Below are 22,469 nucleotides of genomic sequence, written 5' to 3' on the forward strand. Positions count from 1 at the left end.
GGGACCGGGCGGGGCGGTGGTGGTGGTGCGGTGCGGATGCGGCTACAGGGCGAGCCGCTGGCCGGGCAGGATCAGGTCCGGATCGCCGCCGATGACCGCCTTGTTGGCCGCGTACAGCGACTGCCAGTCGGTCCCGTGGGCCTCGGCGACGGCACTGAGCGTGTCGCCCGCGCGGACGGTGTACTCGCCACCGCGCCCGGCCCCGCCGGTCCCCGCCTGGCGGGTTTCGGCCTTGACCGGTACGGCGTCACGCGCCTGGGCGGCGGGCTGGTGGAAAGGCTTGGCCGCCGGCTTCTTCGGCGCCCACGCCTTGGGGGCCGACTTCTTCGGTGCTGATGTCTTCGGTGCTGATTTCTTCGGCGCCGACGGCTTCGGTGCCGACGGCGCCTCCCCGTACGCCCCCGCCCGGGCGGCGCAGACGGGCCACGCGCCCCAGCCCTGCGCCCGTTGGAGCCGGGTGGCGACGGCGATCTGCTGCGCCCGGCTGGCCTTGTCGGCGGTGGACGCGTACGCCTTGCCGCCGTGTGCCCGCCAGGAGCCGGCGGAGAACTGGAGTCCGCCGTAGTAGCCGTTGCCGGTGTTGATGTGCCAGTTTCCTCCGCTCTCGCACTGCGCGATGCGGTCCCACACCGCACCGTCCGCCGCGCCCGCCGGGCCGGCGGAGACGGCGAGCAGGGCCAGCGGCGCCGCCACCACGGCGGCGCCGATCGCCGCCAACGTGCCGCGCCCGCGCTTGGAGCTGGAACGACTGGTACCAACAGACATGAAGTCCCTCTTCCGAAGGACCCGGGTCTCCCAGGCGGTACGGATCGGATGACGCGTCCGGCGTCCCGTTCCGTGCCGCCCCGCCCGCCGGGGTCGTGCGCTTGCCTGTGGTGCGGTCGTACGAGTCGTAGCTGTCGTGCGGCCGTACGGGGCGGGCTGCCCGGGCGGTGCTCGGTGCACTCGGCGTGGAATGTAGGGACCGGATCACCCTGGTATCAACCAATGCCTTGTCATTCCAGGCCAGTTGACTATTACCGGCGGTAACGATGATTTCCGGACACCCACTTGATTGATGGATTTCAGGATTTGTCGACCTGCCGTCCACCCGCCCTGTGACTCACCTCACCGGGTCAACTTCCGTGCAGCCGCCACGCGTTGACATGGAGTAAGGGGTTCCGGGGGCGCACTCACCCTCCGCGCCCGGTGGTTCGATTCCGTTCGTCCTGGGGCGTGACCCCTGCCACAGATCCGCCGTTGTCCTTCCAGGAGCCGGGAACCACCCGGCACACGCATCCAGTAGGAGCCACCCGTGCCGCGCATGCTCGACGTCAGCGAGGACGTCCGCGCCGAGATCGGCGACGAAGAAGCCGACCGGCTGCTCGCCGGCGAGAACGCCCCGGGCAGCTACGACTGCACCTCCTGCCGCACCCCTGGCGACTCCGAGCACGAAGCCACCAGCACCGTGCTCTTCGTCGGCGAGGAGACCGCGGTCCTCGCCTTCGCCCACGCCTCCTGCATCCCCTCCCAGGTCGTCCAGGTCTCCGAGGAGCAGTTGCAGGGGGCCGTCCGGTCCATCACCGGCGACGAGTTCGGGGGCGCCGCGCCCCAGCAGGCCGTGCTGGGCATCACCAGCGGCCTGATCCTGATCGAGGGCGCGCTGCACCCGGCGCTCGTCGTGGAGCCGACGGCCCCGATCGCCCGCCCCGGCTCGGGCGGCACCACGGACGAGTTCCTGCCGCTCCTGATCGAGCAGGGGTTCGTGCCGGTCACCGACGTGGGCCGGATGCCCTCGGTGCTCTCCGGCTGGTCGGTGCTGCTCGCCATGGGCCAGCTGCACGCGATCCTGCAGCCCGGCACGGGCGGCGGCGGCAGCCCGGTCTCCTGGTGGCAGGCCCACCAGCCGCTCCAGGTGACCGAGGGCTGGCGCGCGGCCGCCAACCGCACCCAGCGCGTCCTGGTCTTCGCGGCCCCGGTCGGCTCCATCGGCCAGCAGCCCCGCGAGGACCTGCTGCGCGACGCCCTGGAGAAGGCGGCCTCGGACGGCACGCTGGTGTCGGCGGCGATGCCCCTGGCAGGCACGTGAGCTGACGCCCCGCTCCAGCCGCCCCTCCCCAACGGGGGCCCGGACCGCGCACCGGCCGGGCCCCCGCCGCCATTGCCCGGCCCGCCCGCCATGCCATGAGGGCGGCCGCCGGTGTCACCCCCGGGCGAGCTCCCCGCGTACGCCCACAGGGCCCCGTGCATCCGGTGACGCGCGATATCCGCCGTCAGCCCGCATCCGCGAGCCCTCGGGGTCGTTGGCACCTACGTGCACGCATACGAGCCCTCCCGCCAGCCGTACCAGTCACAGATCCCGTCCATGCGCCCCGCGCAGGACCTCTCGGTAGGCCACTCGGCCACCCCGATCTACGACGCGCTGTACTCGGAGTACCGACGGTCCTTCCGGGCCCTGCCGGGCGACCGGAGCGGCGAGGACGACCTCGACTTCCGGGGCTTCGCGGCCCTCGGGCACACCGGGTCGCACAGCTTCCGCGGCTCCCACCAGCACCATCAGCCGGCGCACTCGCAGGCGCCGCACCCCCAGACCGTCCCGAGCTTCCACCCGTGCCCCGCGCACAGCGGCGCGCCCTGGCAGCTGAGCGGGGCGGCCAGCGGTGGGACGGCCGGGACCACCGGGCCCATGACAGGGCGGCAGCACACCGGGCTCCACCAGCTCCCGGCAGCACTGCCGCCCGGCCCCCGCCGGGGGCTGTGAGGCCGTAGGGCCCGTCCGGCCCGGCCCCGAAGCAGGGGTTACTTCTTCCTGTTGCTGCCGCGCTTCTCGCGCACCCGCACCGAGATGTGGATCGGGGTGCCCTCGAAGCCGAACTCCTCGCGCAGCCGGCGCTCGACGAAGCGCCGGTAGCCGTGCTCCAGGAAGCCGGAGGCGAAGAGCACGAACCGCGGCGGCTTGGTCCCCGCCTGCGTACCGAACAGGATGCGCGGCTGCTTGCCGCCGCGGACCGGGTGCGGGTGGGCGGCGACGATCTCGCCGAGGAAGGCGTTGAGCCTGCCGGTCGGGACGCGCGTCTCCCAGCCCGCCAGAGCGGTCTCGATGGCCGGGACCAGCTTCTCCATGTGGCGGCCGGTCAGCGCGGAGACGTTGACGCGCGGGGCCCAGGCCACCTGCTGCATCTCGGTCTCGATCTCGCGCTCCAGGTAGTAGCGGCGCTCCTCGTCGAGGTCGTCCCACTTGTTGTACGCGATGACGATGGCGCGGCCCGACTCGACGGCCATGGTGATGATGCGCTGGTCCTGGACGCTGATGTTCTCGGTCGCGTCGATCAGGATGACCGCGACCTCCGCCTTCTCGACGGCGGCAGCCGTGCGCAGCGAGGCGTAGTAGTCGGCGCCCTGCTGGAGGTGGACCCGCTTGCGGATGCCCGCGGTGTCGATGAACTTCCAGGTCACCCCGCCGAGCTCGATCAGCTCGTCGACCGGGTCGCGGGTGGTGCCGGCCAGCTCGTTGACGACGACGCGGTCCTCCTTCGCCACCTTGTTCAGGAGCGAGGACTTGCCGACGTTCGGGCGGCCGATGAGCGCGATGCGGCGGGGGCCGCCGGGGGCGGCGCCGCCGAAGGTCTGCGCGGGCGCCTCGGGCAGTGCCTCCAGGACGGCGTCCAGCATGTCGCCGGTGCCACGGCCGTGCAGCGAGGAGACGGGGTGCGGCATGCCGAGGCCGAGGGACCACAGCGCGGCGGCGTCCGCCTCGCCCGACTGGCCGTCCACCTTGTTGGCGCACAGCACGACGGGCTTGCCGGCCCGGCGCAGCAGCTTGACGACGGCCTCGTCGGTGTCGGTGGCGCCGACCTTGGCGTCCACGACGAAGACACACGCGTCGGCGGCCTCGATCGCGTACTCCGCCTGGGCGGCGACGGACGCGTCGATGCCGAGCACGTCCTGCTCCCAGCCGCCGGTGTCGACGACCTTGAACCGGCGGCCGGCCCACTCCGCCTCATAGGTGACGCGGTCGCGGGTGACGCCCGGCTTGTCCTCGACGACCGCCTCGCGGCGGCCGATGATGCGGTTCACCAGGGTCGACTTGCCGACGTTCGGGCGGCCGACGACGGCGAGGACGGGGAGCGGGCCGTGGCCCGCCTCCTCGATCGCGCCCTCGACGTCCTCGATGTCGAAGCCCTCTTCCGCGGCGAGCTCCATGAACTCCGCGTACTCGGCGTCGCCGAGTGCTCCGTGGTCGTGCTGGTCGTTCATGAAGTCCGTTCCTCGTTCTGCGTCATCGATGGACCGGGCGTCCGGTCCACTACTCAAGTCTCAAGTCTCGCTCAGCGCCCGGTGAGGCGCCTGGCGTTTTCCAGGTGGCGGGTGAGCCGCTCCTGGATGCGTACGGTCGCCTCGTCCAGCGCCGTACGGGTCCGTCGTCCGCTGCCGTCCCCGGCCTCGAAGGCGTCTCCGAAGACGACGTCGACCCGGCTGCGCAGCGGCGGCAGCGCCTTTATCAACCGTCCCCTGCGCTCGGTGCTTCCCAGCACCGCCACGGGGACGATCGGCGCCCCCGACCGCAGGGCGAAGTACGCGAGCCCGGCGCGCAGCGAGGCGAAGTCGCCGTCGCCCCGGGTGCCCTCGGGGAAGATCCCGAGCACACCGCCGCCGTCCAGCACCCCGATCGCCTGGTCGATCGCGGCCCGGTCGACGGTCGACCGGTCCACCTTCACCTGCCCGATCCCGCGCAGGAACGGATCCAGCGGCCCGATGAAGGCCTCCTTCTTGATGAGGAAGTGCACCGGTCTCGGCGCGGTCCCCATCAGCATCGGCCCGTCGATGTTGTGCGCGTGGTTGACGGCGAGGATGGCCGGGCCACTGGCCGGCACCCGCCAGGCCCCGAGCACCCGGGGCTTGAACAACCCGTACATCAGGCCGACGCCGATGCGGCGCCCGACCTCGGCGCCCCGCTCCGTGGGAGCCGTGGGAGCCGTCACTTGGCGGCCCGCTTCTCCTCGATGAGCGTGACCACGCACTCGATGACCTGGTCGAGGGTGAGCTCGGTGGTGTCCACCTCGACCGCGTCGGCCGCCTTGGCCAGCGGAGACGTCTTGCGGCCGGAGTCGGCCGCGTCCCGCTTCAGCAGGGCCTCGCGGGTGCTGGCGACGTCCACGCCCTTGAGCTCGCCGCTGCGGCGGGCGGCACGCGCCTCCGGGGAGGCGGTGAGGAACACCTTCAGGTCGGCGTCGGGCAGCACGGTCGTGCCGATGTCCCGGCCCTCGACCACGATCCCGGCCGGGGCGGAGGCCGCTATGTCCCGCTGGAGCTGGGTGATCAGCGCCCGCACCTCCGGGACGGCGCTGACCGCGCTGACCTTGGCGGTGACCTCCTGCGTACGGATCGGGCCCGCCGCGTCCAGGCCGTCCACGGTGATGGTCGGCGCGCTCGGGTCGGTCCCGGAGACGATGACCGGCTTGGCGGCCGCGGTCGCGATCGCCGCCGGGTCGTCGGTGTCGATCTCGTTGGTGATCATCCACCAGGTGATCGCCCGGTACTGGGCGCCGGTGTCCAGATAGCTCAGCCCCAGCTTGGCGGCGACCGCCTTGGAGGTGCTGGACTTGCCGGTGCCGGAAGGGCCGTCGATGGCGACGATCACAGCTGCCGGGGCGGTCCGGGCGGCGCTTTCCACGGTGAGGGACACCTTCCTGGTACGGGGACGGGGTGGGCGGGCAGGCATCCGCCCCCACACAAGGTTACTGGCTCATACGTGCGCCCAGATCCCCGCCCGGATCCCCGGCCACCGCCCGCGGTCCGGGCTCACTGCCGGATCGCCCAGCCCCGCTCCCGCAGGGACGCCGTCAGGCCCGGGACCGCGGCGGGCTCGACCATCAGCTGGACCAGGCCCGCCTGCTGCCCGGTCGCGTGCTCGATGCGCACGTCCTCGATGTTGACCCCGGCGCGGCCCGCGTCCGCGAAGATCCGGGCCAGCTCGCCGGGCTGGTCGCTGATCAGCACCGCGACCACCTCGTACGCCGTGGGGGCGGCGCCGTGCTTGCCGGGGACGCGCTCGCGGCCCGCGTTGCCGCGCCGCAGCACGTCCTCGACCCCGGCCGCGCCGCCACTCCGCTTCTGCTCGTCCGAGGACTCCAGGGAGCGCAGCGCCCGTACGGTCTCGTCCAGGTCGGAGGCGATCCCGGCCAGCACGTCCGCGACCGGGCCCGGGTTGGCGGAGAGGATCTCGACCCACATCCGGGGGTCGGAGGCGGCGATCCGGGTGACGTCCCGGATGCCCTGACCGCACAGCCGTACCGCCGTCTCGTCGGCCTCCTCAAGCCGGGCCGCGACCATGGACGACACCAGCTGCGGGGTGTGCGAGACGAGCGCGACCGCGCGGTCGTGGGCGTCCGCGTCCATCACCACGGGCACGGCGCGGCAGAGCGCGACCAGCTCCAGGGCGAGGTTGAGCACCTCGGTGTCGGTGTCCCGGGTCGGGGTGAGCACCCAGGGGCGGCCCTCGAAGAGGTCGGCGGTGGCGGCGAGCGGGCCCGAGCGCTCCTTGCCGGACATCGGGTGCGTACCGATGTACGAGGTGAGGTCGCAGCCCAGCGCCTCCAGCTCGCGGCGCGGGCCGCCCTTGACGCTGGCGACGTCGATGTACGCGCGGGCCGCGTCCGAGCGGATCGCCTCCGCCAGGGTGGCGGCGACATGGGCGGGCGGCACGGCCACGATCACCAGGTCGACGCGGCCCTCGGGCGCCTCGTCGGTCCCGGCGCCGAGCGCGGCCGCGGTGCGGGCCTGGCCCGGGTCGTGGTCGACGAGGTGGACGGCGACGCCGCGTGCGGCGAGGGCCAGCGCGGCGGACGTACCGATCAGGCCGGTACCGATGACGAGTGCGGTCCTCACGGGGTGATCCTTGCGACGTGCGGCGGCTGCGCCGGGGGACGGACGGGCTTGTCCGTTCAGCCTAGTCAGCCGCGTGCGCGTACGGGCGCGGAGGCCCAGGGGACGGGACCGTGCGGTAGAACGGGGAGATGATCTTCCATGTGGTGCCCGGGCCCCAGTGGACGGGGGCCGGGCCCGGCCCGTACGCCCCCGCGTCGCTCGCGGCCGAGGGCTTCGTCCACTGCTCGGCCGACCTCGCGTCCGCCCTGGCGGTCGCGAACGCCCGCTACGGGGACGCGCCGGCCCCGCTCGTGCTGCTGAGCGTCGACGAGGCGGCGCTCTCCGCCGAGGTCCGCTGGGAGGGGAAGGGGCAGGCCTTCCCCCACGTCTACGGGCCGATCGAGCGGGAGGCCGTGGTGGCGGCGGCGGAGCTGCGCCGGGAGGCCGGGGGCGGGCGCTGGGTTGGGCCATAGGGCGTACGGCACGCGCGCGTCACGGGATTCGCCGCGGGGTTGCACCAAGATGCTGCCCATGACGACGCCAACCTCCCGCCGCGCGGTGCTCGCGGTGGCCGCGGGCACGGCCGCGCTGGCCGGCTGCGGCAGCAGCGACGACAAGAAGAGCGGCACGCCCTCCGGCACCCCGACCTCTCCCCCGGTCGCGTTCGCCCCGCACACCCCCGGGCAGCCCTCCGCGTCCCCGCAGGGCGACGTCCTGGCGAAGACGTCGGACATCCCGGTCGGCGGCGGCACGGTCTTCGCGGCCAGGAAGGTCGTGGTCACCCAGCCCGAGGCGGGCAGCTTCAAGGCGTTCTCGGCGATCTGCACCCATCAGGGCTGCACGGTCAAGGACGTCTCGGAGGGGACGATCAACTGCCCCTGCCACGGCAGCAAGTACCGCGTGGCCGACGCCTCGGTCGCGGCGGGCCCGGCTCCCCGCCCGCTCCCGGCCGAGCGGATCACGGTCGAAAACGGCTCGATCCGCCTGGCCTGACCGGCCACAATCGGCGGATGACGCCCGAGCAGCTGGTCCGCGACCACACCGTCTACTCCTGTGTGATGGGCTCGCGCGCCTTCGGTCTGGCCACCGCCGCCAGCGACACGGACCTCCGGGGTGTCTACGCGGCCCCGACTCCTCTCTTCTGGGGCTTCGACAAGCCGCCGACGCATGTGGAGGGCCCCGCCGAGGAGCAGTTCAGCTGGGAGCTGGAACGGTTCTGCGAACTGGCCCTGCGCGCCAACCCCAACATCCTGGAGTGCCTGCACTCCCCGCTGGTGGAGCAGCTGAACGACACCGGCCGCGAGCTCCTCGACCTGCGCGGCGCGTTCCTCTCCCGCCACGCCCACGCCACCTTCACCGGCTACGCCCTGAGCCAGCGCAGGAAGCTGGACGCGGACGTACGCCTGCACGGCGCCCCGCGCTGGAAGCACGCGATGCACCTGGTGCGCCTGATGACGAGCTGCCGCGACCTGCTGCGCACCGGCACCCTCACGATCGACGTGGGCCCCGACCGCGACCGCCTCCTGGCCCTCAAGCGCGGCGAGCTCGCCTGGCCCGAGGTCGAGGCCTGGATGGCCCGCCTGGCCGAGGAGACCGAGAAGTCCGCCACCCGCGCCCCGCTCCCGGCGGAGCCGGACGGGCCCCGGGTGGCGGACTTCCTGTTCCGGGTCCGCCGCGAGTCGGCGCTCCAGCAGCACCCGTACAGCGAAGTCGTGCGGCGCGTCGTGTCCGGCGGCCCCGGGCGGTAGCGGATCCGCCCTGCGGATCAGGAATCCCAGAGCGCCCCGAGCGTCAGCAGTTCGCTGCGGTACTCGATCCGCTCCGCCCACTCCTTGGGCCAGGCGGCCGCTCCCAGGTGGGCGCCCGCGAAGGCGCCGGTGAGACAGGCGATGGAGTCCGAGTCGCCCTTGGTGCAGGCCGCCCGGCGCAGGGCCGTGAGGGGGGAGTCCGGGAACAGCAGGAAGCAGACCAGGGCCGTGGCCAGGGCCTCCTCGGCGACCCAGCCGTCGCCCGTCTCCAGGCACGGGTCCGTCTCCGGGGACGGGTTGTGCAGGGCCTTGAGGACGCGGTCCAGGGCGTCCAGGCACTCGTCCCAGCCGCGGGCCATGAAGGCGGCGGGCGTCTCGTCGTGCGCGTAGGTCCACAGGTCGCCCAGCCAGCGGTCGTGGTAGCGGGTGCGGTTCTCGTACGCGTACGAACGCAGCTGGCCGACCAGGCCCACCGGGTCCGCGCCCTGGGCCAGCAGGAAGACCGCCCGGGCCGTCAGGTCGCTGGCCGCCAGCGCCGTCGGGTGGCCGTGGGTGAGGGCCGACTGGAACTGGGCCGCGCCCGCCCGCTGCTGCTCGCTCAGGCCGGGCGCCAGGCCCACCGGGGCCACCCGCATGTTCGCGCCGCAGCCCTTGGAGCCGAGCCGGCTCGCCTGCTGCCAGGGCAGTTCGCTCTCCAGCAGGCCGCAGGCGACCATGCAGGTGCGGCCGGGGGCCCGGTTGTTCTCAGGCGAGTGGTACCAGGCGACGAACTCCTCGCGCACCGGCCGCTCCAGACGGCGCGCGTCGAGCAGCCCGCGGTCCATGGCGGCCCGTATGCCCCGGCCGACCGCCAGCGTCATCTGCGTGTCGTCGGTGACGATCGCGGGCGAGGGCAGCCGCATCTCCCGCCAGGGCCCGCACTTGGCGAGGATCGCGGGCACGCCGATGAACTCCGTCGGGAAGCCCAGCGCGTCCCCGAGCGCGAGTCCGATCAGCGAGCCGGTCGCCGCCTGCTTCGCCCGGCTGTTCACTCGAGTGGTCATGTGGGTCGTCCTTCCGGCCGCAGGAGCGGGGGGTGCAGCGCGGTCGCCACGCCCGCCCGGTACAGCGCGGCCGGCTTGCCCCGGCCGCCGGTCAGACGCGCGGCGCCCGCCACCGGCTCCACGAAGCCGGGCGTGGCGAGGACCTTGCGTCGGAAGTTGGGGCGGTCCAGGGCGGTCCCCCAGACCGTCTCGTAGACCTGCTGGAGCTCGCCGAGCGTGAACTCGGGCGGGCAGAACGCCGTGGCGAGGCAGGTGTATTCGAGCTTGGCGCCGATCCGGTCGCGCGCGTCGGCCACGATCCGCTCGTGGTCGAAGGCGAGGCTCCCGTACGCGCCGAACGGCACCCACTGCGCGTGCGCCGCGTCCCCGCCGCCGTGCGGCTCCGGCAGGTCCGGTACGAGCGCGGTGTACGCGACCGACACCACGCGCATCCGGGGGTCGCGGTCGGGGTCGCTGTAGGTGCGCAACTGCTCCAGGTGCAGGCCCGCGACCACGTCGTCCGCGAGCCCGGTCTCCTCGGCCAGCTCGCGCCGCGCCGCCTGCCCGGCGCTCTCCCGGGGCAGCACGAACCCGCCCGGCAGCGCCCACTCCCCCTTGTACGGCTCCTCGCCGCGCCTGATCAGCAGGACGTGCAGCCCGCCGTCGCGGACCGTGCAGACCGCGAGGTCGACGGTGACCGCGAACGGCTCGAAGGCGTACGGGTCGTAGCCCTCCGGCCGCTTGGCCGGGCTCGCCGCGCTCACCACCGCCCCCCGGGCGGCCCGTCCAGGCCCCAGCTCTCGCCCAGGAACGTGTCGACCGCGTCGACGGCGGCGCCCAGCATCGCGGCGGGGCCCGCGCCCCGCAGCACGACCTTGCGGCCGCGGCCGGGCAGAGCGCCGTCCTGCGGGCCCGCGAGCAGCCACAGGTGCCGCTCGGCGCGGGCGGTCCCGGCCGCGCAGAAGAGCACCGGCGCCCCCGTGCGCGCCATCTGCTCCTCCCGCGGCCCGTCACACCGGGGCACCCACCGGGTGCCCGCCCAGACCCCGCCGCGCCGCTGGTAGCGCTCGGCCAGCGAGCGGGCCAGGGTGGTGGCGGCCGGGTCGGCGCCGAGCACCGCGACCCGCCGGGTGAGCCAGGCCCGTACGGGCTGCTCCAGGAAGTCCCAGCAGCCCACCGGGTCCTTGCGCACGGCGGCGGCGGAGACCGGGAAGAGCGTGCGCTCCGGGTCGACGCACACGTGCTCGGCGCCGAAGGCCCGGGCGAGCCGCTCCCCGTACCGCTCGGACGTGAAGACCGCGTCCACCCTCCCGGTGGTGCGCACGGAGCGGACCGACCGGACGACACGGACGCCTGGATGGACCTCGGCCATCCAGCGCGCCCGCGTCCGGGCCGCCACGAGTTCCCCGGCCGCCGTGCACACCAGCACGGTCAGCGCCTCGCAGCGGTCCTCGGCGGTCCGCACGAGGTGGTGGTGGCCGGCGTGCGGCGGGCAGAACGTGCCGATCACCAGGCCGTGTCCGTACCGCTGCATCGCCGTCACCCCCTCCCGTCGGCACCGTCGCTTTTTAATAGTCACGATGACTATAAAGGCGCGAGAGGGGCGTGCACAACAGGCGCGTACGGCATTTACGCCGACAGGCCGCGTATACGCCGGGCAGGCCGCACACAGCACCGAGCCCGGCCCCCGTCGGTCGGGGGCCGGGCTCGGTACCGGAACTGGGGCGGGCGGCTACAGGCCGACCTCACGCATCAGCATGCCCACCTCGGTGTTGGTGAGGCGGCGCAGCCAGCCGGACTTCTGGTCGCCGAGCGCGATCGGGCCGAAGGAGACCCGGACGAGCTTCTCGACCGGGAAGCCGGCCTCCGCCATCATGCGGCGCACGATGTGCTTGCGGCCCTCGTGGAGCTCGATCTCCACCAGGTAGTTCTTGCCGGTCTGCTGGACTACCCGGAAGGCGTCCGCGCGCGCGTAGCCGTCCTCCAGCTGGATGCCCTCCTTGAGCCGCTTGCCGATCTCGCGCGGCAGCGGGCCCGTGATGGCGGCCAGATAGGTCTTCTTCACGCCGTACTTGGGGTGGGTCAGACGGTGGGCCAGCTCGCCGTGGTTGGTGAGCAGGATGATGCCCTCGGTCTCGGTGTCCAGCCGGCCGACGTGGAAGAGCCGGGTCTCGCGGTTGGTCACGTAGTCGCCGAGGCACTGGCGGCCGTCCGGGTCCTCCATGGTGGAGACGACGCCGGCGGGCTTGTTCAGCGCGAAGAACAGGTACGACTGGGTGGCGACGGTCAGACCGTCCACCTTGATCTCGTCGCGCTCCGGGTCGACGCGCTTGCCCTGCTCAAGGACGATCTCGCCGTTGACCTCGACGCGGGCCTGCTCGATCAGCTCCTCGCAGGCGCGGCGCGAGCCCATGCCGGCGCGGGCGAGCACCTTCTGCAGCCGCTCGCCCTCCTGCTCGGCGCCCGGGAAGGTCTTGGGGGTCTTGATGTCCGGCTTGTCCGCGTACCGGTCGCGGTTGCGCTGCTCGATCTTGGCGTCGAGCTCGCGCGGGCGGGCCTGGCCCATGCGCTGGCCGTGCGGCCCGCGGCGCACCGGGGTGCCGCCCTGGGGCGACTTGGGGCCGCCCTTGGCTCCTCCGCGCGCGGAGGAGCCGCGTCCGCTGCGGGGGGCGTCGCCGCCCACGTCGTAGGTGCGCTCCTCGGGGCGCAGCGGGCGCTGCTTGCCGCTGCCGCTCTGGCGCGGGCCGCCGCCCTGGCGCTGTCCGTCCCGGCCGCCGCCGGCGCCGCCGCGACCGGCGCCGCCCCGGCCGCCACCGCCGCTGCTGCCGCGGCCGCCGCTGTTGCCACCACGGCTCCCGCCGTTGTTTCCGCTGCTGTTACTGCCGCTGCTTCGCATCAAATTTCCGTCTTGTCGTCTGCATGGGTTTCCGGGGCGTCCAGCGCGTCCGGATCGAACGACGGAACCCCTTCCAGAGTCTCGGATTCGATCGCGTCCGCCTCGGGGAGGAAGGGCGCGAGCTCCGGGAGCTCGTCCAGGCCGCGCAGGCCCATCCGCTCCAGAAAGTAGTTCGTCGTCCTGTACAGGATCGCACCTGTTTCGGGTTCCGTGCCCGCCTCGTCGACCAGACCGCGCTGGAGGAGGGTCCGCATGACCCCGTCGCAGTTGACTCCGCGCACGGCCGAGACCCGGGAACGGCTCACCGGCTGGCGGTACGCGACGACCGCCAGGGTCTCCAGAGCCGCCTGGGTGAGCCGGGCCTGCTGCCCGTCCAGGACGAAGCCTTCGACGGCCGGGGCGTACTCCGCCCGGCTGTAGAACCGCCAGCCGCCGGCCACGAGCCGCAGCTCGAATCCACGGCCCTGGACGGTGTACTCGTCCGCCAGCTCGCGCAGGGCGTCCGCGACGGCCCGCCGGGGCCGGTCCAGCACCTTGGCCAGGTGCTCCTCGGTCGCGGGTTCGTCCACGACCATCAGGACGGCTTCGAGGGCGGGCTTGAGAGCGAGCTCGCCTCCTGTGCCCGCGAGGGGTCCTTCGATCACGCCTTCTCCACCTCCACAACTTGGTCGAACTCGTCCGTGACGGCGGGCTGGGCCCCGTCGCCGCCGCTCCAGCGCACCATGAGCTCACCGAGCGCCTCGTCCTGGTCGAGGACGACGGCCTTCTCGCGGTAGAGCTCCAGGAGGGCGAGGAAGCGGGCGACGACGGTGAGGGTGTCCGGGGCGTCCACGGTCAGCTCCCGGAAACTGACGTCCCCGCTCTCCCGCAGTATCGCCACGACGACGGCGGCCTGCTCCCGCACCGAGACGAGCGGGGCGTGAATGTGATCGACGTACACCTGCGGCTTGGCCCGCGGCTGCATCGCCTTCACGGCCAGCTTGGCGAACCCCTCGGCCCCGATGCTGATGACGACCTCGGGCAGCAGCTCGGCGTGGTGCGCCTCCAGCCCGACCGTACGGGGGTAACGGCGGGCCTCGCTGTCGAGCCGCTCGCTGAAGATGTCCGCGATCTGCTTGTACGCGCGGTACTGCAGCAGCCGCGCGAACAACAGGTCCCGCGCCTCAAGCAGCGCCAGATCGGCCTCGTCCTCGACCTCGGCGGCGGGCAGCAGCCGGGCCGCCTTGAGGTCGAGCAGGGTGGCGGCGACGACGAGGAACTCGGTGGTCTGATCGAGATCCCAGTCCGCCCCCATGGCCCGGATGTGCGCCATGAACTCATCGGTCACCTTCGACAGCGCGACCTCGGTCACGTCCATCTTGTGCTTGGAGATGAGCTGGAGCAGGAGGTCGAAGGGCCCCTCGAAGTTGGCAAGCCGAACGGTGAAGCGCCCGTCGCCGGGGGCGGGAGGGGCGGGGTCGGGTTCGCTCGAGCAGGGGGGACCCGCATCACCCTTGGCGGCGCGGGCCGACGAATCCAGCCCCTCCCGCGTTTGAGGAGCGGGGTCCGGGGCGGAGCCCCGAAGGCGGGATGCAGGGGCCGCAGACCCGGCGAGAGGCTCCGGGGCGGAGTCCCGGGAGCGGGGTGCAGGGGCCGCAGGCCCCGCGGGGGGGTCCGGGGGCGCAGCCCCCGGGGGAACCTCCTCCTCCACCACTCCCCCGGCCGCCCGCCGAGGGCTTTCGGGAAGGGGCGGGGTGGGGGAAACAACCCCCGGCCCCCTCCCGAGCGCACGCCGAGCCCCCCGCGCAGCGGGAACATCCGGTTCGTCGGCGATGGGCAAGAGGCGGTCCAGGGGGTGCAGAGCGGGCGGTACGAGGCGCGGGCGGCGGCGCGGGCCGCACGGCGCAGGCTAGTGCTACCGCCCCCGCAGACGCCGTACGAGAATGCTCGCGTCGCCCCGCGACTCGAGATCGGCGAGGACGACCGCGACGGCCTCCCGCACGATACGCCCCCGGTCGACCGCAAGCCCGTGCTCCCCGCGCAGGACCAGGCGCGCGTGCTCCAGGTCCATCAGCTCCTCCGCGGAGACGTACACCGTGATCTTCTCGTCGTGGCGCTCGCGTCCGCTGGGCCGCCGGTTGGCCGCCCGGGCCCGCCGCCGCTGCTGCGCGGTGCTGGGGGCGGAGGCGGCCGGAGCGCCCGGCCGGGCGGCTCCCTTGGCGGCGTCGCCGGACGCCGCGGCGCCCCGGCTGCGGGGCTCGCCCGACGCCGGCTCCTCCTCGGCCGCCGAGTGCTCGGCCCGCCCCGCGGACTCCGCGACCGGGTCGCTCTCGCCCGCCGGTCCGGGCACCTTCGCCTCGCCGTTGGTCCGCCTCGGGGTGGAGGACTGGAGTGCCATTCCTCCGGTCGTACGGAACAGTTCGTCGGCCCCGGGCAGACTCACTCGGCGTGACACCGGGCGAGCACCTCCCTGGCGAGCTGGCGATAGGCGGCGGCGCCGACGGAGTTGGACGCGTACGTCGTGATCGGCTCGCCGGCGACCGTGGTCTCCGGGAAGCGCACGGTCCGGCCGATCACCGTGTGGTAGACGTGGTCGTCGAAGGCCTCGACCACCCGCGCCAGCACCTCACGCGAGTGCACCGTGCGCGAGTCGTACATCGTGGCGAGGATGCCGTCGAGCTCCAGGTCGGGGTTGAGCCGCTCCTGGACCTTCTCGATCGTCTCGGTCAGCAGGGCCACACCGCGCAGCGCGAAGAACTCGCACTCCAGCGGCACGATCACCTTGTGAGCCGCCGTCAGGGCGTTGACGGTGAGCAGGCCGAGCGAGGGCTGACAGTCGATCACGATGTAGTCGTAGTCGGCCATCAGGGGCTTCAGGGCGCGCTGGAGCGTGGACTCCCGGGCGACCTCGCTCACCAGCTGTACCTCGGCGGCCGAGAGGTCGATGTTGCTCGGCAGCAGGTCCATGTTGGGAACCGCGGTCTTGAGCAGGACCTCGTCGGCCGACATGCCCCGCTCCATGAGCAGGTTGTAGACCGTCAGGTCGAGCTCCATCGGGTTCACGCCCAGGCCCACCGAGAGGGCGCCCTGCGGGTCGAAGTCGACGAGCAGCACCCGGCGTCCGTACTCCGCGAGCGCGGCACCCAGGTTGATGGTCGACGTGGTCTTGCCGACGCCGCCCTTCTGGTTGCACATCGCGATGATCTTCGCGGGACCGTGGTCGGTCAGCGGACCCGGGATCGGGAAGTACGGCAGCGGCCGTCCGGTGGGGCCGATCCGCTCGCGGCGCTGGCGTGCGGCGTCGGGGGCGAGGGTGGCCGCGTACTCGGGGTCGGGCTCGTACTCGGCGTCGGGGTCGTAGAAGTGCCCCTGGGGCACCTCGTCGTAGTCGGCGAAAGCGGCGGTCTCGCGGCCGCTCTCGTTGCCGGCCATGGCGTTCACGTGTAGGCCGTCCATCATCCGTGGGGCTGTCGTCATGTGCGGGGTGGTTGCGAAGGCGCGGACCGCGACGGAGCCGACAGCCTCAGCAGGCCCCGAAGGGTCATGGCCCCGTGCGGGCATCCCTGGTTGACCACCTCCGGGAGTAAATGTCGACTCATTCACAAGTCGTCTTACCTCCTTGGAAGTGACCAGGAAACTTTATCGATAGGTCAGCGTGGCACCATGCCGACGATTGGCGACTCTATGGCGTGTCACCGGTCCGCAGCAACACAATCCGCCGGACCCGGCCGGATGTGTCGGCAACCGAACCCCGCTCTGTCAAGGGCGTACGGGCATCAGAGCGCGAGTTTCAGGGGTGCGCGAAACGGTTGAAGAGTTACGTTCGAGGCGAGTTGAGCGAGCCTGCGACACTCCGGTGGAAGTGTCGCGATACACATCCGGCCGGACCTTGGGCGACAAGGTCCGGCCGGGTGCGTGAGGTTGACGGCCCGCATTGACGAACCGTTGCGTCAGAGCGCCGTCACAGCGCCGTCACAGCGCGCTCGGATCAGCCGAGGAGCGTGCTCAGCTCGACGGTCTCCAGGCCGTGGGCCTCGGCGACCGGGCCGTAAACGACCTGCCCGTCATGGGTGTTGAGGCCCAGGGCGAGCGCCGGGTCGCGGCGCAGCGCCTCGGCCCAGCCGTTGTTCGCCAGCGACACGATGTAGGGCAGCGTGGCGTTGGTGAGCGCGTAGGTGGAGGTGTTCGGCACCGCGCCCGGCATGTTGGCGACGCAGTAGAAGACCGAGTCGTGGACCATGAAGGTCGGCTCGGCGTGGGTGGTCGGACGCGAGTCCTCGAAGCAGCCGCCCTGGTCGATCGCGATGTCGACAAGGACACTTCCGGGCTTCATCTTGGCGACGAGCTCGTTGGTGACCAGCTTCGGGGCCTTGGCGCCCGGGATGAGGACGGCGCCGATGACGAGGTCGGCCTCGACGACGGCCTTCTCCAGCTCGTAGGCGTTGGAGACGATCGTCTGCACCTTGGTGCCGAAGACCTTGTCGGCCTCGCGGAGCTTGTTGATGTCCTTGTCGAGCAGGGTCACGTGGAAGCCCATGCCGACGGCGATCTGGGTGGCGTTCCAGCCGGAGACGCCGCCGCCGATGACGACGGCCTTGCCCGCGTGCGTGCCGGGCACGCCGCCGGGCAGGACGCCACGGCCGCCGGCCGAGCGCATCAGGTGGTACGCGCCGACCTGCGGGGCGAGACGGCCCGCGACCTCGGACATCGGGGCGAGCAGCGGCAGCGCGCGGCCCGCGGTCTCCACCGTCTCGTACGCGATGGCGGTGGTGCCGGACTCCAGGAGGGCGTCCGTGCACTCGCGGGACGCGGCGAGGTGCAGGTAGGTGAAGAGCGTCTGGTCCTTGCGGAGGCGGTGGTACTCCTCGGCGATGGGCTCCTTGACCTTCAGCAGCAGGTCGGCGGCGGCCCACACCTCGTCGGCGGTGCCCAGGATCTCGGCGCCGGCGGACACGTACTCGGCGTCCGTGATCGACGAGCCGACACCGGCGTTCTGCTCGATGACGACCTGGTGGCCGTGGCGCACCAGCTCGTGCACACCGGCGGGGGTGATGGCCACCCGGAACTCGTTGTTCTTGACCTCGCGGGGGATGCCGACCTTCACGTCGATCACGGTCCTTGGCTCAGGGGATGAAGGGGGTGTAATGCATACATACCCGGATGCACCAAGGCGCACCGGGAGACACCGCAAGAAGGTGCGGCGGAGCCAGTCTAATGAAGGTCTTCGTGCTGTCTACCCTTACAAACAACTAATCTTTGGCCGAAGCACTGCGGATTTCGTAGGCCGGAGCCGCATCCTCCCCTCCTGTTCCTCCGTCCGGCTCCAGCAATCTCTCGGCCGCGCCCCGGTGCTGGCGGGCTCCCGCCGGGTCGCCGAGCCGGTCGAGGGTGTCGGCGAGCCGCAGCTGGAGCGCGGCCTGGAGACGCAGATCACCGGCCTGCCTCGCCCACTCCACCGCCTCGCGGCAGGTGCGCAGCGACTCCTCGGGCCGCCCGGCGTACTCCTGCACCCGGGCCGCCTCGCTGAGCGCCCGCGCCTGGCCGGGCAGATCGCCGAGACGCCTGTATCCGGCCACCGCGGCGCGCCAACTGCGGAGCGCCTCGCCGTAGCGGCCCGCGTAGGTGAGCACCGCGCCGATGCGTCCGTAGAGCCGCGCCTCGTCCTCCCGCTCGCCCCGCGCCAGCCGCTGCGCCAGGGCCCGCCCGTACCAGTCGGCGGCCCGCGTCCAGTCGCCCAGCTCCTGGTGGGCGCCGCCTACGGATTCCATCGCGCGGCCCGTCGCGTACGGGTCGTTCGCCTCCCGGCCCGCGTCCAGGGCCGCCCGGTAGCGCACCAGCGCCTCACCGGTGCGCCCCGCCTCCGCGTCCAGATCGCCCAGATTGAGCAGGGCCGCGGCCTTCTCCCGGTGCAGCCCGCGCCGCTCGGCGACGTCGAGAACCAGCTGGTGCAGACCATAGAGATCGGGCGCGGCCGCCTCGGTGCCCAGATGCGCGGCCAGCGCCCGCACCAGCGCCGCCACCAGGCGCCGGGCCAGGGTGTCGAGCTCGCCGTCCTCGACCGCGAGGCGGGCGGACGCGAGCAGCGCGGGGCGCCGGGTGCGCAGCCACTCGGCGGCGAGGCGCTCATTGGGAAAGCGCAGGGCGCGGGGCAGCCCGGCGAGCTTCTTGCGGGCCGGGGAGCCGTCCGGCTCGGTGACCGCCCGGCAGGACTGGAGCAGCCGTACGGTCCGCTCCAGCATCCGGGCCCGGGCCAGCTGGAGCTCGCCCGGCCGGTCGGCGGCCTCCGCCAGCCTGTGCAACAGCGGAGCCAGCCAGCCGGGCACCGCGTACTGGGCGGGCCGCGCCTCCGGGTCGCCGACGACGCTCAGCAGCCCGTACGCGACGAAGTCCTCCAGCGTTTCCTGGGCCGCCGACACCGAGCACCCGGCGAGTGCCGAGGCGGTCTGGGCGTCCGCGATCCCGGCCGGGGCGAGCGAGAGGAGCCGCAGGAGGCGGGTGTTGGGCTGCGGCAGCGACTCGTACACCAGCCGGAAGGCGCGCACCAACGGGCGCTCGGCGACGGGCAGTTGGCCGCCGAAGGCGCTCCCGCCCCCTTCGGGCAGCGCGTGCAGCCGCTTGGCCGCGTCGGAGACGGCCGCCTGGGGCCGGACCGCCAGCCAGCCGCCGACCAGGGCGACGGCGGCGGGCGATCCCGCGCACTCCTGCACCAGGTTCTCGGCGGTGCGCGGGTCCACCGTGATCCGCACCGCCCCGGTGAAGCTCTCCAGGAAGGCGACGGCCGCCTTGGAGTCGAGGCCGCCGAGGGTGCAGGGCCGCACGTCCGGGATGCCGGTGAGTGGTCCGCGGGCGGTCGCGACCACCAGGCAGCCGGCGTTCTGCGGCAGCAGCGGGTCGACCTGTTCGGCGTCGACCGCGTCGTCGAGCAGCAGCATCGCCCGCCTCTGGGCCAGCGCCCCGCGCACCAGCTGGGCCAGCTCGTCCTCGCCGCCGCCGGGCGGTACCGGGACCTCCAGGGCGTCGAGCAGGTCGCGGGCCACCCGCTCGGCGGGGACCGGGGTGCCGCCGGGCTCGCGCAGCCGGGCGCGCAGTACCCCGTCGGGGTAGTCGTCGGCGAGCCGGCGGGCCAGCTCCTCGGCGAGGGAGGTTCGCCCGGAACCGGGGCGTCCGGCGATCAGCAGCACCCGGGCGCGCGGCGACTTGCGGCCGGACAGGGTGTCGAGCCCCGCCCGCTCCACGTCCTCGCACAGCTCCTTCAACTCCCGCTGGCGGCCGAAGAACTGACGGCCGGTCGCCTGCGGCGCGTCCGGCTCGCCCTCCGCGGCAGAGCCGCCCACGTCCACCGCCTGATCCGTCACGGGCCACGCTCCGTCCGCTGCGCACGAGCCGAGCCCGGCGGGTCTCCGCACGGGCGTTCCGAGCGTAGTTCACGCGTGCCGGGCGGCCCGGTGGAGCGCGGCGGGCGGGTCGCCCGATCGGATCAGCGGATCGTCGGACGGACATACTGGCGCGTACGCCGAACGGGTCGGCGCGCTCCTCGCGCACCGACCCGTCCTTGGCTCACCGCCGTGAGCGTTCTACTTCTCGAACGGGCGGGCCGGCCAGGGGGCCTCGGCCGGGCGCAGCGACTCCAGGCCGGGGCCCGCCTGCGCGGCCGTGAGCGCGAGGGCGCCCACCACGAGGCAGGTGTTGTGCAGCTCACCGGCGAGCGCGCCCCGCACCAGCTCGTCGAGCGGCACCCGGGCCAGCTCCATGTCGGCCTCCTCCTCGGAGACCTCGAAGCGCTCGCCCTGCGCCTCGGAGAGATCGCGGGCGAGGAAGATCCGTACGGCCTCGTCGCAGCCGCCGGGCGTGGTGTAGACGTCGGTGAGGACCCGCCAGTCCTCGGCCTTGACGTGCGCCTCCTCGTACAGCTCGCGCTGGGCGGCGTGCAGCGGGTTCTCGCCGGGCACGTCGAGCAGCCCGGCCGGGATCTCCCACAGCTTGTGGCGCACCGGGTGGCGGTACTGGCGCAGGACCAGGACCCGGCCCGCGCCGTCGAGGGCGAGGACGGCCACCGAGCCCGGGTGGACCTGGTACTCGCGGCGCGCGACCGTACCGTCGGGCATGACCACGTCGTCGGTGCGGACGCTGGTCTTGTTGCCCTCGAACGGGGTCGTGGTGGCGACGACCCGCCATTCCTCGGGGGTGTCCTGGAGCTGCATCGATGTCCTCCCGCAAAGCAGAAACCGGGGTACGCGTCCCGAAGGACCCGTACCCCGGCAACCGTATCGCCTGGTTACTTCTCGCCGGTCTTCCGTGCGGCTTCCTGCCGCTCGACGGCCGCCTTCACCAGACCCGCGAAGAGCGGGTGCGGGCGGGTCGGGCGGGAGCGCAGCTCCGGGTGCGCCTGGGTGGCGACCAGGTAGGGGTGCACCTCGCGCGGGTACTCGACGTACTCGACGAGCTTGTTGTCCGGGGACGTGCCCGAGAAGAGGATGCCCGCCTTCTTCTCCAGCTCCGCGCGGTAGGAGTTGTTGACCTCGTAGCGGTGGCGGTGGCGCTCCTCCACGTACGGCTGGTCGCCGTAGACCTCGCGCACGATCGAGCCCTCGGCGAGCTTCGCCGGGTACATGCCGAGCCGCATGGTGCCGCCCAGGTCGCCCGCGCCCTCGACGTACGCCAGCTGCTCCTCCATCGTCGAGATGACGGGGTGGGCGGTGGCGGCGTCGAACTCGGTGGAGTTGGCGTCCGGGATGCCGGCCAGGTTGCGCGCGGCCTCGATCACGATGCACTGCAGGCCCAGGCAGATGCCGAGCAGCGGCACCTTGTTCTCCCGGGCGTACTGGATCGCGCCGATCTTGCCGTTGACGCCGCGGTCGCCGAAGCCGCCGGGCACCAGGATCGCGTCCACGTCGCCGAGCTGCTTCTTGGCGCCGGCCGGGGTCTTGCAGTCGTCCGAGGCGACCCACTTGACCTTGACGCGGGCCTTGTTGGCGAAGCCGCCGGCGCGCATGGCCTCGGTGATGGAGAGGTAGGCGTCGGGCAGGTCGATGTACTTGCCGACCAGCGCGACGGTGACCTCGTGGAGCGGGTTGTGGACCCGGTCGAGCAGGTCGTCCCACTGCGTCCAGTCCACATCGCGGAACGGCAGGTCCAGCTTGCGGACGACGTACGCGTCCAGGCCCTCGGTGTGCAGCACCTTGGGGATGTCGTAGATCGACTTGGCGTCGATGGCGGCGACCACGGCGGCCTCGTCGACGTCGCACATCAGCGAGATCTTGCGCTTGATGGACAGCGGCACCTCGCGGTCGGCGCGCAGCACGATCGCGTCGGGCTGGATGCCGATGTTGCGCAGGGCGGCGACCGAGTGCTGGGTCGGCTTGGTCTTCAGCTCGCCGGAGGGGCCGATGTAGGGAAGCAGCGAGATGTGCACCACGAAGACGTTGTCGCGGCCGACCTCGTGGCGGACCTGGCGGACGGTCTCCAGGAACGGCAGCGACTCGATGTCGCCGACCGTGCCGCCGACCTCCGTGATGACCACGTCGACGTCGTCGGTCGCCATGCGGCGGATGCGGTGCTTGATCTCGTTGGTGATGTGCGGGATGACCTGCACGGTGTCGCCCAGGTACTCGCCGCGCCGCTCCTTGGCGATCACCTGCGAGTAGACCTGGCCGGTGGTGACGTTGGCCGAGCCGTCGAGGTCGACGTCGAGGAAACGCTCGTAGTGACCGATGTCCAGGTCGGTCTCGGCGCCGTCGTTGGTGACGAACACCTCACCGTGCTGGAACGGGTTCATCGTGCCCGGGTCGACGTTGAGGTACGGGTCGAGCTTCTGCATGGTGACGCGCAGCCCGCGCGCCTTGAGGAGCGCACCCAGGCTGGAGGCAGTCAGACCCTTGCCGAGGGAGGAGGCGACACCCCCGGTGACGAAGATGTGCTTGGTCGTCGTGGCTGCGCTGTTGCGCGAAGCCGTGGGCTGCATGGCCAAGAGGGGGCTCC

At 72.8% G+C, this 22,469-nt stretch carries 22 protein-coding genes; 5 read left to right on the forward strand and 17 right to left on the reverse strand.

The window, feature by feature from the left end; genetic code table 11:
- Nucleotides 1-42 precede the first annotated feature (42 nt).
- Complete coding sequence (locus AB0G17_RS04105) at nucleotides 43-765, reverse strand: transglycosylase family protein (protein WP_361375242.1); 723 nt, start codon at nucleotides 763-765, stop codon at nucleotides 43-45.
- Between the two features lie 529 nt (nucleotides 766-1,294).
- Between AB0G17_RS04105 and AB0G17_RS04110 the strand changes: the two genes are divergently transcribed.
- Both AB0G17_RS04110 and AB0G17_RS04115 read left to right on the forward strand, forming a co-directional pair.
- A complete protein-coding gene (locus AB0G17_RS04110; protein ID WP_361375244.1) occupies nucleotides 1,295-2,068 on the forward strand; it encodes a hypothetical protein in 774 nt (257 codons plus the stop codon).
- Between the two features lie 276 nt (nucleotides 2,069-2,344).
- Nucleotides 2,345-2,740: a hypothetical protein gene (locus AB0G17_RS04115; protein WP_361375246.1), complete on the forward strand. Its 396-nt coding sequence runs from the start codon at nucleotides 2,345-2,347 to the stop codon at nucleotides 2,738-2,740.
- 38 nt (nucleotides 2,741-2,778) lie between these two features.
- Here AB0G17_RS04115 and der read toward each other — a convergent pair whose 3' ends face one another.
- From der to AB0G17_RS04135, 4 genes are all read right to left on the reverse strand, one after another.
- The gene (der, locus tag AB0G17_RS04120) at nucleotides 2,779-4,236 is read right to left on the reverse strand and encodes a ribosome biogenesis GTPase Der (RefSeq protein WP_361375248.1); all 1,458 of its coding nucleotides are present in this window, start codon (nucleotides 4,234-4,236) and stop codon (nucleotides 2,779-2,781) included.
- Nucleotides 4,237-4,307: 71 nt separating this feature from the next.
- Complete coding sequence (locus AB0G17_RS04125; protein WP_361375250.1) at nucleotides 4,308-5,000, reverse strand: lysophospholipid acyltransferase family protein; 693 nt, start codon at nucleotides 4,998-5,000, stop codon at nucleotides 4,308-4,310.
- The gene (gene cmk / locus AB0G17_RS04130) at nucleotides 4,958-5,665 is read right to left on the reverse strand and encodes a (d)CMP kinase (protein WP_361375252.1); all 708 of its coding nucleotides are present in this window, start codon (nucleotides 5,663-5,665) and stop codon (nucleotides 4,958-4,960) included. The genes AB0G17_RS04125 and cmk overlap by 43 nt, the downstream gene beginning before the upstream one ends.
- 116 nt (nucleotides 5,666-5,781) lie before the next feature.
- A complete protein-coding gene (locus AB0G17_RS04135) occupies nucleotides 5,782-6,867 on the reverse strand; it encodes a prephenate dehydrogenase (protein ID WP_361375254.1) in 1,086 nt (361 codons plus the stop codon).
- A 128-nt stretch (nucleotides 6,868-6,995) separates the two neighbouring features.
- On the opposite strand from AB0G17_RS04135, the gene AB0G17_RS04140 reads away from it, so the two are divergent.
- The 3 genes from AB0G17_RS04140 to AB0G17_RS04150 are packed head-to-tail and all read left to right on the forward strand — an operon-like array spanning nucleotide 6,996 to nucleotide 8,594.
- Nucleotides 6,996-7,319 carry a DUF952 domain-containing protein gene (locus AB0G17_RS04140; protein WP_361375256.1) on the forward strand — a complete coding sequence of 108 codons (324 nt, stop codon included), beginning with the start codon at nucleotides 6,996-6,998 and terminating at the stop codon, nucleotides 7,317-7,319.
- A gap of 58 nt (nucleotides 7,320-7,377) precedes the next feature.
- Nucleotides 7,378-7,839, forward strand: a complete 462-nt coding sequence (locus AB0G17_RS04145; RefSeq protein WP_361375258.1) for a Rieske (2Fe-2S) protein — start codon at nucleotides 7,378-7,380, stop codon at nucleotides 7,837-7,839.
- 17 nt (nucleotides 7,840-7,856) lie between these two features.
- Entirely contained in the window at nucleotides 7,857-8,594 is a 738-nt protein-coding gene (locus tag AB0G17_RS04150) for a nucleotidyltransferase domain-containing protein (protein ID WP_361375260.1), read from the forward strand.
- Nucleotides 8,595-8,611: 17 nt separating this feature from the next.
- Here AB0G17_RS04150 and AB0G17_RS04155 read toward each other — a convergent pair whose 3' ends face one another.
- The 12 genes from AB0G17_RS04155 to AB0G17_RS04210 all read right to left on the reverse strand — a co-directional run bounded on the left by AB0G17_RS04155 (nucleotide 8,612) and on the right by AB0G17_RS04210 (nucleotide 22,452).
- On the reverse strand, nucleotides 8,612-9,637 hold the full coding sequence (locus tag AB0G17_RS04155; RefSeq protein ID WP_361375262.1) for an ADP-ribosylglycohydrolase family protein: 1,026 nt from the start codon (nucleotides 9,635-9,637) through the stop codon (nucleotides 8,612-8,614).
- Nucleotides 9,634-10,380 carry an NUDIX domain-containing protein gene (locus AB0G17_RS04160; protein WP_361375264.1) on the reverse strand — a complete coding sequence of 249 codons (747 nt, stop codon included), beginning with the start codon at nucleotides 10,378-10,380 and terminating at the stop codon, nucleotides 9,634-9,636. The genes AB0G17_RS04155 and AB0G17_RS04160 overlap by 4 nt, the downstream gene beginning before the upstream one ends.
- Nucleotides 10,377-11,150, reverse strand: coding sequence for a transcriptional regulator (locus AB0G17_RS04165; protein WP_361375266.1), 774 nt, complete (start codon nucleotides 11,148-11,150; stop codon nucleotides 10,377-10,379). Before AB0G17_RS04165 ends, AB0G17_RS04160 begins: the two co-directional genes overlap by 4 nt.
- Nucleotides 11,151-11,348: 198 nt before the next feature.
- Nucleotides 11,349-12,512: a pseudouridine synthase gene (locus tag AB0G17_RS04170; RefSeq protein ID WP_361375268.1), complete on the reverse strand. Its 1,164-nt coding sequence runs from the start codon at nucleotides 12,510-12,512 to the stop codon at nucleotides 11,349-11,351.
- Nucleotides 12,512-13,156 carry an SMC-Scp complex subunit ScpB gene (gene scpB / locus AB0G17_RS04175; protein WP_361375270.1) on the reverse strand — a complete coding sequence of 215 codons (645 nt, stop codon included), beginning with the start codon at nucleotides 13,154-13,156 and terminating at the stop codon, nucleotides 12,512-12,514. Before scpB ends, AB0G17_RS04170 begins: the two co-directional genes overlap by 1 nt.
- Nucleotides 13,153-14,331, reverse strand: a complete 1,179-nt coding sequence (locus AB0G17_RS04180; protein ID WP_361375272.1) for a segregation/condensation protein A — start codon at nucleotides 14,329-14,331, stop codon at nucleotides 13,153-13,155. Before AB0G17_RS04180 ends, scpB begins: the two co-directional genes overlap by 4 nt.
- Before the next feature lie 75 nt (nucleotides 14,332-14,406).
- Nucleotides 14,407-14,946 carry a hypothetical protein gene (locus AB0G17_RS04185; RefSeq protein ID WP_361375274.1) on the reverse strand — a complete coding sequence of 180 codons (540 nt, stop codon included), beginning with the start codon at nucleotides 14,944-14,946 and terminating at the stop codon, nucleotides 14,407-14,409.
- Nucleotides 14,931-16,052: a ParA family protein gene (locus tag AB0G17_RS04190; RefSeq protein ID WP_361375276.1), complete on the reverse strand. Its 1,122-nt coding sequence runs from the start codon at nucleotides 16,050-16,052 to the stop codon at nucleotides 14,931-14,933. Before AB0G17_RS04190 ends, AB0G17_RS04185 begins: the two co-directional genes overlap by 16 nt.
- Before the next feature lie 427 nt (nucleotides 16,053-16,479).
- Nucleotides 16,480-17,595 carry an alanine dehydrogenase gene (gene ald / locus AB0G17_RS04195; protein WP_361375352.1) on the reverse strand — a complete coding sequence of 372 codons (1,116 nt, stop codon included), beginning with the start codon at nucleotides 17,593-17,595 and terminating at the stop codon, nucleotides 16,480-16,482.
- Nucleotides 17,596-17,740: 145 nt separating this feature from the next.
- Entirely contained in the window at nucleotides 17,741-19,831 is a 2,091-nt protein-coding gene (locus AB0G17_RS04200; protein ID WP_361375354.1) for a tetratricopeptide repeat protein, read from the reverse strand.
- Nucleotides 19,832-20,065: 234 nt separating this feature from the next.
- Nucleotides 20,066-20,692, reverse strand: a complete 627-nt coding sequence (locus tag AB0G17_RS04205) for an NUDIX hydrolase (protein WP_361375278.1) — start codon at nucleotides 20,690-20,692, stop codon at nucleotides 20,066-20,068.
- A gap of 74 nt (nucleotides 20,693-20,766) precedes the next feature.
- Complete coding sequence (locus tag AB0G17_RS04210; protein WP_361375356.1) at nucleotides 20,767-22,452, reverse strand: CTP synthase; 1,686 nt, start codon at nucleotides 22,450-22,452, stop codon at nucleotides 20,767-20,769.
- Between the last annotated feature and the right edge of the window lie 17 nt (nucleotides 22,453-22,469).

Source organism: Streptomyces sp. NPDC023838 (assembly GCF_040639555.1).
Lineage (GTDB): Bacteria > Actinomycetota > Actinomycetes > Streptomycetales > Streptomycetaceae > Streptomyces.

Coding starts and splice junctions, on each gene's coding strand:
- der (WP_361375248.1), bottom strand. CDS start 4,236: ATGAACGACCAGCACGACCACGGAGCACTCGGCGACGCCGAGTACGCG.
- AB0G17_RS04210 (WP_361375356.1), bottom strand. CDS start 22,452: ATGCAGCCCACGGCTTCGCGCAACAGCGCAGCCACGACGACCAAGCAC.
- AB0G17_RS04140 (WP_361375256.1), top strand. CDS start 6,996: ATGATCTTCCATGTGGTGCCCGGGCCCCAGTGGACGGGGGCCGGGCCC.
- AB0G17_RS04190 (WP_361375276.1), bottom strand. CDS start 16,052: ATGCCCGCACGGGGCCATGACCCTTCGGGGCCTGCTGAGGCTGTCGGC.
- AB0G17_RS04145 (WP_361375258.1), top strand. CDS start 7,378: ATGACGACGCCAACCTCCCGCCGCGCGGTGCTCGCGGTGGCCGCGGGC.
- AB0G17_RS04165 (WP_361375266.1), bottom strand. CDS start 11,150: ATGCAGCGGTACGGACACGGCCTGGTGATCGGCACGTTCTGCCCGCCG.
- AB0G17_RS04155 (WP_361375262.1), bottom strand. CDS start 9,637: ATGACCACTCGAGTGAACAGCCGGGCGAAGCAGGCGGCGACCGGCTCG.
- AB0G17_RS04115 (WP_361375246.1), top strand. CDS start 2,345: ATGCGCCCCGCGCAGGACCTCTCGGTAGGCCACTCGGCCACCCCGATC.
- AB0G17_RS04105 (WP_361375242.1), bottom strand. CDS start 765: ATGTCTGTTGGTACCAGTCGTTCCAGCTCCAAGCGCGGGCGCGGCACG.
- AB0G17_RS04205 (WP_361375278.1), bottom strand. CDS start 20,692: ATGCAGCTCCAGGACACCCCCGAGGAATGGCGGGTCGTCGCCACCACG.
- AB0G17_RS04150 (WP_361375260.1), top strand. CDS start 7,857: ATGACGCCCGAGCAGCTGGTCCGCGACCACACCGTCTACTCCTGTGTG.
- AB0G17_RS04170 (WP_361375268.1), bottom strand. CDS start 12,512: ATGCGAAGCAGCGGCAGTAACAGCAGCGGAAACAACGGCGGGAGCCGT.